Raw genomic sequence first — 14,386 nt, 5'->3', positions numbered from 1 at the left:
ATGTCTAAGTCAACCGGCTGCGTGACGCTGCGCATGAAAGGCGGCGACATCGTGGTAAAGGCCGAATTCTCCGGTGATGCCGCGCTCTGCCATGAAGATTTTAGGGTCGAAGCCGTCGACACTATAAAATTGGTCGACAGCCTCCTTTGCGGCCGTCAGGGCTGCCGCACTCTTCCATTCGACGATGGTGACGATCTTCACGGTCGAAGGTCCGGGCGCAACCGCAACCCGATTGTAAAGGCAGCCCTCAAGCGTGTCGAAATAGCCGTGGATAATGGCAAGGCGGTCGGAAAAGGCGCGCACATGATCGGGCGGGCACTCGAAGCAGTCGATGCGAAAGAGGCTGGCGCTTTCCGCCGGAGCTCCGTTTTCGTTGGCGGGGATTTGCAAGGACAATGTCATGGCAGGCGTTCCTCTCTCAAAGGCGTGTTGTCAGGTGAACGCGAGCACGATAAAACCTCAACAAAGATTGAGGTCAAGGCGTAATTTCCATGTCGCAAACAACCCGCAAAACAGTGCAGTCTCTCTCGGTCGGCGAGATTGCCCAGCGCTCCGGCGTCGCCGTGTCGGCACTGCATTTCTATGAGCGTGAAGGGCTGATCGAAAGTTGGCGTTCCCAAGGCAATCAGAGGCGCTATCCGCGCGGAGTCTTGCGGCGCATCGCCGTCATCAAGACCGCCCAGCGACTGGGCATCCCCCTGGCGGAGATCCGAGTCGCACTGTCCAGACTACCGGCGGACCGACCTCCCAGTGCTGCCGACTGGCGCAAGCTGTCAGCCGCCTGGCGCGCCGAGCTCGACAGCCGTATCGAAACCATGATGGCGCTGCGCGATCAGCTCGACAGCTGCATTGGCTGCGGCTGCCTGTCGCTCGATGATTGTCCCCTTCGCAATACTGACGACAAACTGCGTTATGAGGGCGCCGGTGCACGGCTTTTGCCGTGATGATGGGGTGTCCGGTTTGGAGTTGAACGACGATGGCTGAAAATTCCGAAGCGGTTGCCCGTCCACAATTGTCGGAACTGGTGGGTGCCTTTGCCCGTATCGGCCTGATGAGTTTCGGCGGCCCGGCCGCGCAGATCGGGCTGATGCACCGTGTGGCCGTCGACGAGAAGCGCTGGATCTCCGAGGATCGCTTCCTGCATGCTTTGAACTACTGCATGCTGTTGCCTGGCCCGGAGGCCCAGCAACTTGCCACCTATATCGGCTGGCTGACCCACGGCGTGCGCGGCGGCGTCGTGGCCGGCCTGTTGTTCGTGCTGCCGGGGTTGGCCGTCATGCTCGGCCTTTCGGCTGCCTATGCGCTCTATCAGGATACCCAGTGGCTGACCGGCCTGTTCTTCGGCCTGAAGGCGGCAGTGCTGGCCATTGTCATCGACGCCTTGATCCGCGTCGGCAAGCGGGCGCTGAAGACGCGGTTTCACCGCATTGTCGCGGTCGTCGCGTTTCTCGCGCTTTTCCTCCTGTCGCTGCCATTCCCGCTGGTGGTTCTGGGGGCCGGCATGGCCGGGCTCGTCCTGGCCCGCTCCAGGGCAGCCACCGCGACAGGGGATATCGACCTGTCAGCGGTGCAAGCCAAACTCGTCGGCTCGCGCCAGGTCCTTGTCCTGTTGTTCTGGGTCGCTGTCTGGCAGGCACCCCTGGCGGTGTTGTGGCTTGTCGCCGGTCCAGACGGAATGACCGCGCTTTACCTGTTCTTCTCCAAAATGGCACTGGTGACCTTTGGCGGCGCCTATGCCGTGCTGGCCTATGTGGCGCAGGTGGCGGTCGATCATTATCGCTGGTTGATGCCCGGCGAAATGCTGGACGGCCTGGCGCTGGCAGAGACCACACCCGGTCCGCTGGTGCTGGTCCTGTCCTTCGTCGGCTTCCTTGCGGGCTTTCGCGATGCCGGTTTGGGAGCGCCGCTTGTCGGTGGCGTGCTCGGCGCACTTCTGACCGCCTGGGCGACCTTCGTTCCAAGCTTCATCTGGATCTTCGCCGGTGCCCCCTATGTCGAGCGTCTGCGCGGCAATCGCTTTGCCACCGCTGCCCTGTCCGCCATCACCGCAGCCGTGGTCGGCGTCATTCTCAACCTTGCGCTCTGGTTTGCGCTGCATGTCCTGTTTGCCAGGGTCGGGCGCATGTCATGGGATCTGGCCGGCGCCAGCATCCCGGTGCCGGAATGGTCAAGCCTCGATGTGGCGGCCCTCATCACCACACTTCTTGCCGTCGTCATGATCTTTGCCTTCAGGCAGGGGGTCGGCAGAACGCTCGTTGTCTGCGCTATCGCCGGCTATGGAACCCGTCTCATCCTGTGAGGCATAGAAGGCCTGCTGCATATGTTTTGGCCAACATCGCCATTAAAGACGGATGTCTCTTGTAATCTGCGATCCGGTTTGCGATGTGACACCAGACTTTATCAAGCAGGACATTTTCCATGGCAAAGCGCATCCAGACCCTCGGTGAAGCCACAGGCGGCTATGACGTCATTCTGTGTGACGTCTGGGGCGTCCTGCACAACGGGATCGATGCGTTTCCCAAGGCATCCGTGGCATTGACCGAAGCCCGCAACGCCGGTCTCACGGTTGTGCTGATCACCAACTCGCCGCGTCCCTCTCCGGGCGTCATCACCCAGTTGAAGGCAATCGGCGTCGCCGATACCGCCTTTGACCGGATCGTCACCTCTGGCGATGTGACCCGCAAGCTGATTGCCGAGGGACCGAAGAAGGTCTTCCTTCTCGGCCCCGAGCGCGATCTGCCGCTGCTGGATGGAACAGGTGCCGAAGCCGTCGATGCGGCTGATGCCGAAGCGATCGTCTGCACCGGTTTCTTTGACGACGAAAAGGAAACGCCGGAAGATTACCACGACATGCTCGTGGAATTCCAGAAGCGCCAAGTGCCGCTGATCTGCGCCAATCCCGATCTGGTGGTCGAGCGCGGCGAACGCATCATCCCCTGCGCAGGTGCGGTAGCTGCCTATTACGAGCAACTGGGCGGTCAGACCCGTATTGCCGGCAAGCCCCATCATCCGATCTATGAGGCCGCCATGGCTGCCGCCGCTGAAGCTCGCGGCGGCAAAATCGATCCGGCCCGCGTGCTGGCCATTGGCGACGGCATGCCGACCGATGTCCGCGGCGCGCTCGATGCCGGCTATGATCTCCTCTATATCTCCGGCGGCATCCATGCTGGTGAATACACTGTCGACGGCAAGACCGACGAGGCCATCCTGAATGCCTATCTCAAGCGGGAAAGCGCGACGCCGGTATTCTGGATGCAGCGGCTGGCATAAGGTTGGTTTCATGCCGGTGAACTGGACTTCGATCACGGCGAACTGTTGGCGCAAACCTATGTGTGTTAGCGCAACGGGTAATCCATGCCTTGACGCCGCATCCGTTGGGCAGTGCCATTGCAGAGTGTCGGACAGCACGGCGTCCTTGTTCGGAAACGGAGCGTCGGCGTGACCGTTTTTCACCGCAACGAACAGAAGAACCCGCTTCCCGATGCGCTGAAGGGCGGCGTCATTGCCATCGGCAATTTTGACGGCGTGCATCGCGGCCATCAGGCTGTTCTGGGCGAGGCACTGGAACGGGCGCAAAGTCGCGGCGTCCCGGCCATCGTCTTGACCTTCGAACCGCATCCGCGCTCTGTCTTCAATCCCGACAAGCCCGTTTTCCGTCTCACGCCGCCATCGCTGCGCGCCCGGCTTCTGGAAGCGTTGGGCTTCCATTGCGTGGTCGAATATCCCTTCGATCGTGAATTCTCCACCACGTCGGCCGAAACCTTCGTGAAGTCCATTCTCGTCGATTGGCTGGGGGCCTCGCAGGTGGTGACCGGTGTCGATTTCCATTTCGGCAAGGGCAGGGAAGGCGGTCCGGCCTTCCTGATGGGCGCCGGCGAGCGCCACGGTTTTGGCGTCACCCTGATCGACCCCTTCCGCGACGAAGGCGCAGAGATCATATCCTCAAGCCGCATCCGAACGCTGATCGCCAAGGGCGATGTGGCACAGGCCGCAGGTCTTCTCGGCTATCGCTATACGGTGGAAGCAGAGGTGTTCAAGGGCCAGCAGCTTGGTCGCACCATCGGCTTTCCAACGGCCAATATGGAGCTGGCGCCGGAGGCGGAGCTGAAGCCCGGCATTTACGCCGTCAGGTTTCGTCGCGCCGATGGCACATTGCACGATGGCGTTGCAAGCTTCGGTTACCGCCCCACCGTCAGCAGCGATGGAGCCGCCTGGCTTGAGACCTACATCTTCGATTTCGACGGTGACCTCTACGGTGAGACCTGTTCGGTCTCCTTCTTCGGCCATCTACGCGATGAGTTGAAATTTGACGGCCTCGATCCGCTGGTTGCCCAGATCCGTCGGGACGAGGAAGAGGCGCGCGCGCTGCTGTCAGGTGTCAGAACGCTTGGCGACCTCGACACGGTCATCGCCTTTTAAATTCAAGTTTAACATTTTTCAGAAACAAAGAGATTGAAGTGCACCGTTTGACAGTCCCTGTCGAAGTCGGGGCTGAAAGGTGCATAATTTCTAAAATTAACAATTAATTTGTCCACATCCACTATAACTGGAGCGTAAGGACGATTTAGACTCATTGGATGCGATGTTGGAGCTAAAAACAATCTTCATCTATACAGCGATGATCAATCTCTCGATCGTCTCCGTCGTCACGATTGCCTGGCTACGAAATCCAAGGCAAAAAGATCTGGTCCTGTGGTGTATGGCGGCTCTTTGCGCGGTGCTCAGCGGCGTCTTGATGAGCAAATTCAAGTTGATCTCTGTGGACTATGTCGAGTTTTTCGGCGGCGCGCTTCTGATCAGCATGACCGGTTTCATATGGCTCGGCTTCAAAGACTTCTTCCGCTGCTCCTACCATCCCATCGAAGCTTTCGCCGTCACGGCCGCCGCTGCCATACTCATGGTTCTGGCGGGCTTCTTGCCTGATCCGGAAGGTGTGCGTGGCATGCTGATTTACGGGGGCTCAGCCGTGAATCTACTGCTGGCTGCCAATGTCGTATGGGGCAGCCCGAGCAGCGAGCATCTTCCGTCACGCCGATTGGCCGCCCTGGTTCTCGGGGCCTATGCATTGACGAACATTCTGATTGCGCCAATGTCCATCGTGGCGCCCGTGGAGATCGTGGTGAACACACCGGTGTCGGCCTGGCTTGGTCCGGCAAGCATCCTGCTGGCGATCTTCAACATGGCCTGCTTCCTGGTCATCGTAGTCTTGAAGCTGGAGCGCACCAGCGAAAGGCAAAGGCAGCTTGCGGAGCGCGACGCCCTCACGGGTGTGTTGAACCGGCGCATGTTTTTCGCCCTTGGCGAGACACTGGCAAGGACCGGCAATGGCGCTGTTGCAATCTTCGATCTCGATTACTTCAAGCGAATTAACGATACCTTTGGCCACAAGGGCGGCGATGATGCCCTGATTGAAGTGACGAAAGTCATCGAGGCGAATCTTCCTTCCGGCGCTCTTTTGGGTCGCCTTGGGGGCGAGGAATTCGGTCTGTGCCTGCCGGGGCATGATCGGCGCGAGGCAGCAGCGGTGCTGGAGCGTGCGCGTGCGGCAATAGAAAAGCTGGAAGTCCAATCGGCAGAAAACCGCTTCAGTCTGACGATTTCCTGCGGTTATGTGATGATGAACACTAGCCCAGTGCGGACCCTGGATGCATGGGTCAACGATGCCGACCGCGCACTTTATGCCGCCAAGAACGAGGGGCGCAATCGCGTCATCCTCCACCATGTGACGGAAGCCGCGAGCCCCTTTGAAGGCATTTCTCCGCCCAAACCGTCACCGGCATAGCAATGTGCCGCGCTCGGCCGGAGGTTTCAAGCAGCCGTCATTCGGTAGCCCGCCCGGTGAACGTCGACATTCTTGCCGGCCACCTCTTCCTTTTCCCGGTAAAACCGCCTAAACAACCGCCACCATGAGCAAGGTACGGCAGACGATATTCTTTCGAATTATTGGCCCGGCCTTCCGCGCGCTTTGAGAGCTGCCGGAGGGTCCGGGTTTTGGGCGCTTCGTTTGCCCCCCTCCGTCACCGCGAATTTCCTTGATTTTCGGCGCGCCTCAAGGCCGCCCCACTTTGGCTAGATCATGACAGATACTGTTGAAAAAGTAGACTATTCCTCCACTCTCTATCTGCCGCAGACGGATTTCCCGATGCGCGCAGGCCTGCCGCAAAAGGAACCGGAAACGGTCAAGCGCTGGCAGGAAATGGGGCTTTACAAGAAGCTTCGTGCATCCGCTGCCGGTCGCGAAAAATTCGTGCTGCATGACGGCCCTCCCTATGCCAATGGCAATATCCATATCGGCCATGCGCTCAACAAGATCCTGAAGGACGTGATCAACCGTTCCTTCCAGATGCGCGGCTATGACGCCAATTACGTTCCCGGCTGGGATTGCCACGGCCTTCCGATCGAATGGAAGATCGAGGAAAAATATCGCGCCAAGGGCAAGAACAAGGACGAGGTTCCGGTCAACGAGTTCCGTCAGGAATGCCGCGACTTCGCAGCCGAGTGGATCAAGGTCCAGTCGGAAGAGTTCAAGCGCCTGGGCATCGAAGGCGACTTCGACAATCCCTACACCACGATGAACTTCCACGCCGAAGCCCGCATCGCTGGCGAACTCCTCAAGATCGCCAAGTCCGGCCAGCTCTATCGCGGCTCCAAGCCGATCATGTGGTCGGTGGTCGAGCGCACGGCGCTGGCGGAAGCCGAGGTGGAATATCACGAGGTCGAGAGCGACACGATCTGGGTGAAGTTCCCGGTGGTTGAAGCATCTGACGAACTGAAATCCGCCTCCGTCGTCATCTGGACCACGACCCCTTGGACCATCCCGGGCAACCGCGCGATCTCCTTCTCGTCCCGGATCGAATACGGCCTCTACGAGGTGACGGAAGCAGCCAATGATTTCGGTCCGCAGCCGGGTGAAAAGCTGATCTTTGCAAAAAGCCTCGCCGAGGAATGCGCGGCAAAGGCCAAGGTGACACTGAACCTTGTGCGTGAGGTCGCAAGCGAGGAGCTGGCAGGGATGACCTGCGCCCATCCGCTGGCCTCGCTCGGTTACGACTTCGCCGTGCCGCTCATGGACGGCGATCACGTCACCGACAGCGCCGGTACCGGTTTTGTGCATACGGCCCCCGGTCACGGCCGCGAAGACTTTGACGCATGGATGGACAATGCCCGTGCGCTTGAAGCCCGCGGCATCTCGTCCAAGATCCCGTTCACCGTCGATGATGCCGGCTTCTACACCGATGAGGCATTTGGCTTCGGCCCCAGCGCCGAGGGCGGTGCCGCGCGCGTCATGGATGACAACGGCAAGAAGGGCGATGCCAACAAGCGCGTCATCGAAGCCCTGATCGCCGCCAACAATCTGTTTGCCCGCGGCCGCATCAAGCATGATTATCCGCATTCCTGGCGTTCCAAGAAGCCGATCATCTTCCGCAACACGCCGCAGTGGTTTGTCTATATGGACAAGGAACTCGGCGATGGCACAACGCTGCGCTCGCGCGCACTGGGTGCCATTGAAGACACGCGCTTCGTGCCGGCTGGTGGCCAGAACCGTCTGCGCGGCATGATCGAAGGTCGTCCGGACTGGGTTCTGTCGCGTCAGCGCGCCTGGGGCGTCCCCATCGCCGTCTTTGCCGACGAGCAGGGCGAAGTTCTGGTCGACGACGCGGTCAACGCCCGCATCCTCGAGGCCTTTGAGGCCGAAGGCGCTGACGCCTGGTTTGCCGAAGGCGCCCGTGAGCGCTTCCTCGGCGACCGTGCGGGCGAACCTTGGGTTCAGGTCAGGGACATCCTCGATGTCTGGTTCGATTCAGGCTCGACCCACACCTTCACGCTGGAAGATCGCCCGGACCTCAAATGGCCGGCGGACGTCTATCTCGAAGGCTCGGACCAGCATCGCGGCTGGTTCCATTCATCGCTGCTCGAAAGCTGCGCGACCCGCGGTCGTGCGCCTTACAATGCCGTTGTCACCCATGGCTTCACCATGGATGAGAAGGGCGAAAAGATGTCGAAGTCCAAGGGCAACACCGTTGTGCCCCAGGACGTGATGGCCCAGTCGGGCGCCGATATCCTGCGTCTGTGGGTCATGACCACCGATTATTCCGAGGACCAGCGCCTCGGCAAGGCGATCCTGCAGACCAATATCGACAGCTACCGCAAGATCCGCAACACCATCCGCTGGATGCTCGGCACGCTCGCCCACGACGAGGGCGATGAGATCGCCTATGCCGACATGCCGGAACTCGAGCGCCTGATGCTGCATCGTCTGGCCGAGCTCGATGCTTTGGTGCGCTCTGGCTATGACGCCTTCGATTTCAAGAAGATCACCCGCGCCTTGACCGATTTCGCCAATATCGAACTGTCGGCCTTCTACTTCGATATCCGCAAGGACGCGCTTTATTGCGATGCACCGTCATCGCATCGCCGCCGTGCCTCGTTGTTCGTCATCCGCAAGCTGTTCGATTGCCTGGTGACCTGGTTTGCGCCCATGCTGGCCTTCACCATGGAAGAGGCCTGGTTGTCGCGCAATCCGGATGCCGAGTCAGTGCATCTTGAGCAGTTCCCGGACGTGCCGGCGGAATGGCTGGCACCGGAACTGGTCGCCAAGTGGGAAAAGATCCGCGACGTCCGCTATGTCGTCACGGGTGCCCTGGAAGTCGAGCGCCGTGAAAAGCGCATCGGCTCCTCGCTCGAGGCAGCACCGGTTGTGCATATCGCTGATCCGGAACTCCTGTCGGCGCTCGATGGGCAGGATTTCGCTGAAATCTGCATCACCTCTGCCATCACGCTTGTGGCGGCCGAAGGTCCGTCGGATGCTTTCCGCCTCTCCGAAGTGCCAAAGGTCTCGGTGGAGCCGAAACCGGCGGATGGGATCAAGTGTGCACGCTCCTGGCGTATCACCCAGGATGTCGGATCGGACCCGGATTATCCCGACGTCTCGGCCCGTGACGCCGCTGCCTTGCGCGAATTGGCAGCGCGTGGATGACAAATGATGACCGGATGATTTGCGCTTTCGCGGGTCATCCGGTAAAATTGCCTGAAAATGGCCGGATTCATCGGTCAGGCGGTATAACAACATCGCGTGGGGCGGAGACCGGCAAGGCTGGAAGGGTTTCATGAAGACGGCAAATGCGTTTCGAGTTGGCGCCGGTATGGCGGGCATTCTCATGAGTTGCGTTGGCTTGAGCGGCTGCCTTGGCAGTCCGACTTATGGCACAGACAAGACTGCCATAGAGCAGCTGGCGGACGATCTGGGTGACGTCGCCTCCATTGGTGCCAACCCCAACAAGAACACCGGCGAGAAATACAATCCTCGCCCTGAACTGGTAATGCCGCCCAACCAGGAAACGGCCCAGTTGGTTCAGCCGCAGCAGTCTCTTGCCAGCAAGGAAAATCCTGCCTGGCTGGAAACGCCGGAAGAGACGCGTGCGCGTCTTCGCAAGGAAGCCGACGACAACAAGGACAATCCGAACTATCGTTCGCCGCTCCTCGTTGGTTACGGCAGTGCCGGCACCCAGACGGAAAAGCAGAAATGGGAAGCCTTCCGCGAGGCGCGCAAGATCCAGCAGGGCTCTTATCTCGATCAGCGCCGCTTCCTGGCCGATCCGCCGACGGAATATCGCGCAGCAGAAGCTGTCACGCTGGATGATCTGGGCGAACCGGAGTTGAAGAAGGCAAAGCGTCGCAAGAAGGAAGCCAAGGCTGCACAGCAGACCTCTTCCTGGTGGATGCCCTTCCAATAAGCGCAATCGACAGCATCGAAACGGCAGGCCAGTGGCCTGCCATTTTTTTTGGCTATTTATCTGGACTGAATAATGACTTTCACCATTCGCGACGCAACAGCCGATGATGTCGGCACCATCCTGCGCTTCATCACCGATCTGGCGATTTTCGAAAAGGCCGAGCATGAGGTCGAAGCCACAGAAGAAAGCCTGACGGCATCTCTGTTCGGCCCCGGCTCTGTGACCGGTTCGGCCATTCTGGAAGCCGATGGCCTGCCCGTTGGCTTTGCCGTCTGGTTTTTCAACTATTCCACCTGGCAGGCCCGTAACGGCCTTTACCTGGAAGATCTCTATATTGCCCCGGATTACCGTGGCTCCGGCGCGGGCAAGCTCCTGCTGCGCCACCTGGCCCGCATTGCCGTCGAAAAAGGCTGTGGCCGCTTTGAATGGAGCGTACTCGACTGGAACGAGCCGGCCATCCGCGTCTACGACGCTATCGGAGCCGAACCGCAGACCGAATGGATCCGATATCGCCTCGCCGGAGACAAGCTGAAGACTTTTGCCAAGGGATAAATCTCGCTCAAGTCCCGTCGCGGAAGACTCGGCGCGGCAGGATCACATAGAAAACCTCGACTGATGGGCGCGCCACAGTTGACCATGCCCCTCAGCGACCCTTGCATGGGCTGGAGGATCAGCGCTCCCGTTTCTCCTGAAAGAACCGTTTGAGAATATCGCCTGCGGCACGCTCGCCAATGCCGGAATAGACGTCCGGTGCATGATGGCAGGTCGGCTGGGCATAAAACCGCCCGCCATGATCCACGCCACCGCCTTTCGGGTCCTCGGCGCCGTAGTAGAGACGACGGATGCGGGCAAAGGAAATGGCGGCCGCACACATGGCGCAGGGCTCCAGCGAGACATAGAGATCGGCGCCCGGTAGCCGTTCCTGCTGAAGCGCTGCTGAGGCCGCGCGAATAGCCTCTATTTCCGCATGCGCGGTCACATCATTCTTCTCGCGCGTGCGGTTGCCGCCGCGCCCGACGATCTCTCCATCGAGCACCACAACGGCCCCGATTGGCACTTCGCCACGCTCTCCGGCGGCTTGCGCTTCGGCCAATGCCGCTTCCATGAAGCGATTTGTCTCCGCCATCCGATGATTTTCCTCTTAACCCGGACCGCGCGACCTGATAGGACACGCAAAATTGCCTCGCCCCCGCGGATATACCGCTTATGGTTGGCGCCATGCGGTCGCCCGAGGTTAGGAACACAGGCAAACAGCAAATGACACCTAAAGACAAGTCCACAGGACCCAAGCCTGCATACGCATCCCGCGGTTCGCGCGACAGCCGCAAATCGGATGGCGATGCGCCCAAGCGTGACAGCAAGCCGGCAGGAAAAGCGTCCGACAAGACGTTCAGCCGCTCATCGGCAGTCGCATCGGCATCGGGCGAAGCAACAAAGCCCGAGCGCATTTCCAAGCTGCTCGCCCGCGCCGGCATCGCCTCTCGTCGCGATATCGAGCGCATGATCATGGAAGGCCGCGTCAGCCTCAACGGCAAGGTGCTGGAAACCCCCGTGGTCAACGCAACCTTTGCCGACAAGATCGAAGTCGACGGCGAACCGATCCGTGGCGTCGAGCGCACGCGCCTGTGGCTCTACCACAAGCCAGCCGGTCTGGTGACCACCAATGCCGATCCGGAAGGTCGCCCGACCGTCTTCGACAACCTGCCGGAAGAATTGCCGCGCGTCGTCTCCATCGGCCGTCTCGACATCAACACCGAAGGCTTGTTGCTGCTGACCAATGACGGTGGCCTTGCCCGCGTTCTGGAACTGCCGACAACAGGCTGGCTGCGTCGCTACCGCGTTCGCGCCTATGGTGAGGTCGAACAGGCCGATCTCGACAAGCTCAAGGACGGCATTGCCGTCGATGGCGTGCTCTATGGTGCCATCGAAGCCACGCTCGACCGCAAGCAGGGCCACAATGTCTGGATCACCATGGGTCTTCGCGAAGGCAAGAACCGTGAAATCAAGAACGTGCTGGGCGAGCTCGGCCTCGAGGTTAACCGCCTGATCCGTATTTCCTACGGACCTTTCCAGCTTGGTGACATTGCCGAGAGAAAGGCGCTGGAAGTGCGCGGTCGCATGTTGCGCGATCAGCTCGGTCCCCGCCTGATTGAAGACGCCAAGGCCAATTTTGACGCACCGCTCTTCTCCGACGGTGCTGCGGAAGAAAAAACAGAGGCCAAGGAAAAGCGTCCCTGGGGTGCACGCGAGAAGGGTTCGGATTTCCGCGAGGAAGGCCGTGCACGTCTCGACACCCGCAAGTCGTCTTCCGACCGCGGCGAACGCAAGTCGGCACCGAAGAGCTTTGGCGGCGGCAAATCTGCCGGCCGTGACGAAGACCGTGGTTATGGCGACAAGCCAAATAGCCGGCCGGCTGCCACGCGCGCCCGCACGGCCAATGTCTGGATGGCTCCGGGTGCTCGCCCTGTGGCTGAAAAGACCGCAAGAGAAGAGGGCGCAGAAGCTCGCAAGCCCGCACGCCGCGATGGCGCTCCGCAGTCCAAGCGTTACGGTCGCGACAAGGATGGTCTGCCGACCAGGAGCCGCGGCAAGTTCGATCCCGACAGCAAGGGCAAGTCCGATTTCCGTCGCGACGACGGCCCACGCGTTGTGGTGAGCCGTACCCGCGACGAAGAGGGCGAATGGATCCGCGCGGATTCGCCTGCCAAGCCCGACCGCAAGGACGGCGGCGGTTTCGGCGACAAGCGCAGCTTTGGCGGGCGCAGTGATCGTCCGGAACGCAATGATCGTGGCCCAAGAGATGACCGGGGCCAAAGAGGCGACAGAGGTCCCAGAGAGGACCGTGGCCCTCGTTCAGACAGAAGCGACCGCCCTGCACGCGCTGAACGCAGCGGCGAAGGCCGTCCGGCCCGTGGCGACAGACCTTTTGGCGACAAGCCCTTTGGCGACAAGCCGCGCGGGGCAAAGCCTTTTGGCGATAAGCCCCGTGGCAAACCTGCCGGTGGTCGCGCCTTCGGCGACAAGCCCGGTGGCGGCAAGCCAAGCGGTGGGAAGCCCAGTGGCGGGCGATCCTTTGGTGACAAGCCCGGCGGCGATCGTCCGCGCGGCGACCGTCCCGGTGGTGGCAAGCCCCAGGGCGGACGTGGTCCATTCAAGGGCCGGAGGTAAGCGGTGCGGATTGTCGGCGGTGAGTTTCGCGGACGTGCTCTGGCCGGTCCGAAGTCGAATGATATTCGCCCGACGACCGATCGCACCCGCGAGAGCCTGTTCAATATTCTGGGCCACGCCTATCCGGAATGCCTGGATGGGACGCGCATATTGGACATTTTCGCGGGCACCGGCGCTGTCGGTATAGAGGCATTGTCGCGAGGATGCCGCACGGCGCTGTTTGTGGAAAACAGCGTCGAGGGCCGCAGCATTCTGTGGGAAAATATCGATGCCCTGGGCCTTCATGGCCGGGCCAGAATGCTGCGCCGCGATGCGACACAGCTCGGCGGACCGGGAACCATGGAACCATTCGACCTGGTGTTTGCCGACCCGCCTTACGGCAAGGGTCTTGGCGAAAAAGCCTTGGCCGGTGCCCATTCAGGCGGCTGGCTTGTACCCGGCGCCCTTGTCATTCTCGAAGAGCGATCCGATATCGAACCTGCCGTCGACCCCGTCTTCAACCTGCTTGAGGATCGCGGTTTTGGCGATACGCGCATGCATTTTTATCGCTACACGCCCGGCTGACGGGCCGCAAGAAAAGGTCGTCCGTCCATGGATCAATCGCAGTCTTTGACCGGTACGGAACGAAAAGCGCACTCCTCTGATCCGACCGTGGCCATTGCCTTCGGTGCCGGCGGCGCACGCGGCTTTGCCCATATTCCCGTTATCGAGGCGCTGGATGAAATGGGAATTCGCCCGGTGGCGATTGCCGGTTCGTCCATCGGCGCCATCATGGGTGCGGGCATGGCGGCCGGCATGACCGGTGCCGAGATCCGCGAATTTGCGCTGGAGACCGTTGGCAGGCGCGGCGCTGTCACCAGCAGGCTTTGGAGCCTCCGCGGTGGCACCATGCGCGATGCGCTGGGCGGCTTTCGGTTCGGTCAGTTCAATCTTGAAACCATCCTGCCCGCCTTCCTGCCGGCGCAGCTTCCGGACCAATTCTCCGGCCTGCAGATACCGCTGACAGTCATGGCGACCGATTATTACGGCCAGCGGGAAATCGCGGTGAGCGAAGGCAAACTGGTGACGGCACTGGCAGCCTCTGCCGCCATTCCAGCACTCTTCATGCCGGTCAGCCTCAACGGCGCGCTCTCGATCGATGGCGGTATCTTCAATCCCGTCCCCTATGACAAGCTGAAAGGCAGGGCCGATATCATTATAGGCGTCGATGTCGTCGGCGGTCCCGTGGGCGATCCGACAGAAGCACCCAGCCGTTTCGACAGTATTTTCGGGGCCGGGCAGCTCACCATGCTCTCGGCCATCCAGCTGATGCTGAAGATCTATACGCCGGAGATATTCCTGCGCCCGCCGGTTTCCGGCTTCCGGGTTCTCGATTTTCTCAAAGCCCAGCAGGTGCTGGAGGCGACGGAAGGTTTGAAGGACGGGTTCAAGCGCGATCTGGAAGGCAAGCTGGAAGCGGCTTCGCGCAAATCCATCGAATAGCT

At 60.7% G+C, this 14,386-nt stretch carries 13 protein-coding genes; 11 read left to right on the top strand and 2 right to left on the bottom strand.

Going from position 1 to position 14,386, the window contains the following annotated elements; genetic code table 11:
• Window positions 1–9: 9 nt before the first annotated feature.
• A complete protein-coding gene (locus ACQQ2Q_RS03995; RefSeq protein ID WP_428185726.1) occupies window positions 10–402 on the bottom strand; it encodes a hypothetical protein in 393 nt (130 codons plus the stop codon).
• An 89-nt stretch (window positions 403–491) separates the two neighbouring features.
• On the opposite strand from ACQQ2Q_RS03995, the gene soxR reads away from it, so the two are divergent.
• From soxR to ACQQ2Q_RS03955, 8 genes are all read left to right on the top strand, one after another.
• Entirely contained in the window at window positions 492–944 is a 453-nt protein-coding gene (gene soxR, locus ACQQ2Q_RS03990; RefSeq protein ID WP_428185725.1) for a redox-sensitive transcriptional activator SoxR, read from the top strand.
• 32 nt (window positions 945–976) lie between these two features.
• Window positions 977–2,299 carry a chromate efflux transporter gene (chrA, locus tag ACQQ2Q_RS03985; RefSeq protein WP_428185724.1) on the top strand — a complete coding sequence of 441 codons (1,323 nt, stop codon included), beginning with the start codon at window positions 977–979 and terminating at the stop codon, window positions 2,297–2,299.
• 119 nt (window positions 2,300–2,418) lie between these two features.
• On the top strand, window positions 2,419–3,270 hold the full coding sequence (locus ACQQ2Q_RS03980; protein WP_428185723.1) for a TIGR01459 family HAD-type hydrolase: 852 nt from the start codon (window positions 2,419–2,421) through the stop codon (window positions 3,268–3,270).
• Between the two features lie 168 nt (window positions 3,271–3,438).
• Entirely contained in the window at window positions 3,439–4,419 is a 981-nt protein-coding gene (locus ACQQ2Q_RS03975; protein WP_428185722.1) for a bifunctional riboflavin kinase/FAD synthetase, read from the top strand.
• A gap of 163 nt (window positions 4,420–4,582) precedes the next feature.
• Window positions 4,583–5,782 carry a GGDEF domain-containing protein gene (locus tag ACQQ2Q_RS03970; protein WP_428185721.1) on the top strand — a complete coding sequence of 400 codons (1,200 nt, stop codon included), beginning with the start codon at window positions 4,583–4,585 and terminating at the stop codon, window positions 5,780–5,782.
• Between the two features lie 294 nt (window positions 5,783–6,076).
• Window positions 6,077–8,977, top strand: coding sequence for an isoleucine--tRNA ligase (gene ileS / locus ACQQ2Q_RS03965; protein WP_428185720.1), 2,901 nt, complete (start codon window positions 6,077–6,079; stop codon window positions 8,975–8,977).
• 130 nt (window positions 8,978–9,107) lie between these two features.
• Complete coding sequence (locus ACQQ2Q_RS03960; protein WP_428185719.1) at window positions 9,108–9,734, top strand: hypothetical protein; 627 nt, start codon at window positions 9,108–9,110, stop codon at window positions 9,732–9,734.
• A 72-nt stretch (window positions 9,735–9,806) separates the two neighbouring features.
• Window positions 9,807–10,286 carry an N-acetyltransferase family protein gene (locus ACQQ2Q_RS03955; protein WP_428185718.1) on the top strand — a complete coding sequence of 160 codons (480 nt, stop codon included), beginning with the start codon at window positions 9,807–9,809 and terminating at the stop codon, window positions 10,284–10,286.
• Between the two features lie 118 nt (window positions 10,287–10,404).
• Here the strand turns inward: ACQQ2Q_RS03955 and ACQQ2Q_RS03950 are convergent, their stop codons facing one another.
• Window positions 10,405–10,860, bottom strand: coding sequence for a nucleoside deaminase (locus ACQQ2Q_RS03950; protein WP_428185717.1), 456 nt, complete (start codon window positions 10,858–10,860; stop codon window positions 10,405–10,407).
• Window positions 10,861–10,991: 131 nt separating this feature from the next.
• Between ACQQ2Q_RS03950 and ACQQ2Q_RS03945 the strand changes: the two genes are divergently transcribed.
• Genes ACQQ2Q_RS03945 through ACQQ2Q_RS03935 form a run of 3 tightly spaced genes read left to right on the top strand, consistent with a single transcriptional unit; the run spans window position 10,992 to window position 14,384 of the window.
• Window positions 10,992–12,902, top strand: coding sequence for a pseudouridine synthase (locus ACQQ2Q_RS03945; RefSeq protein WP_428185716.1), 1,911 nt, complete (start codon window positions 10,992–10,994; stop codon window positions 12,900–12,902).
• A 3-nt stretch (window positions 12,903–12,905) separates the two neighbouring features.
• Window positions 12,906–13,466 (top strand): 16S rRNA (guanine(966)-N(2))-methyltransferase RsmD, encoded by a 561-nt coding sequence (rsmD, locus tag ACQQ2Q_RS03940; protein WP_428185715.1) that lies wholly within the window; start codon window positions 12,906–12,908, stop codon window positions 13,464–13,466.
• A gap of 27 nt (window positions 13,467–13,493) precedes the next feature.
• The gene (locus ACQQ2Q_RS03935) at window positions 13,494–14,384 is read left to right on the top strand and encodes a patatin-like phospholipase family protein (protein ID WP_428185714.1); all 891 of its coding nucleotides are present in this window, start codon (window positions 13,494–13,496) and stop codon (window positions 14,382–14,384) included.
• Window positions 14,385–14,386 lie beyond the last annotated feature (2 nt).

Origin of the sequence: Agrobacterium sp. ES01 (assembly GCF_050320885.1) — a bacterium.
Lineage (GTDB): Bacteria > Pseudomonadota > Alphaproteobacteria > Rhizobiales > Rhizobiaceae > Allorhizobium.
This window is presented reverse-complemented; position numbering and strand designations above follow the sequence as displayed.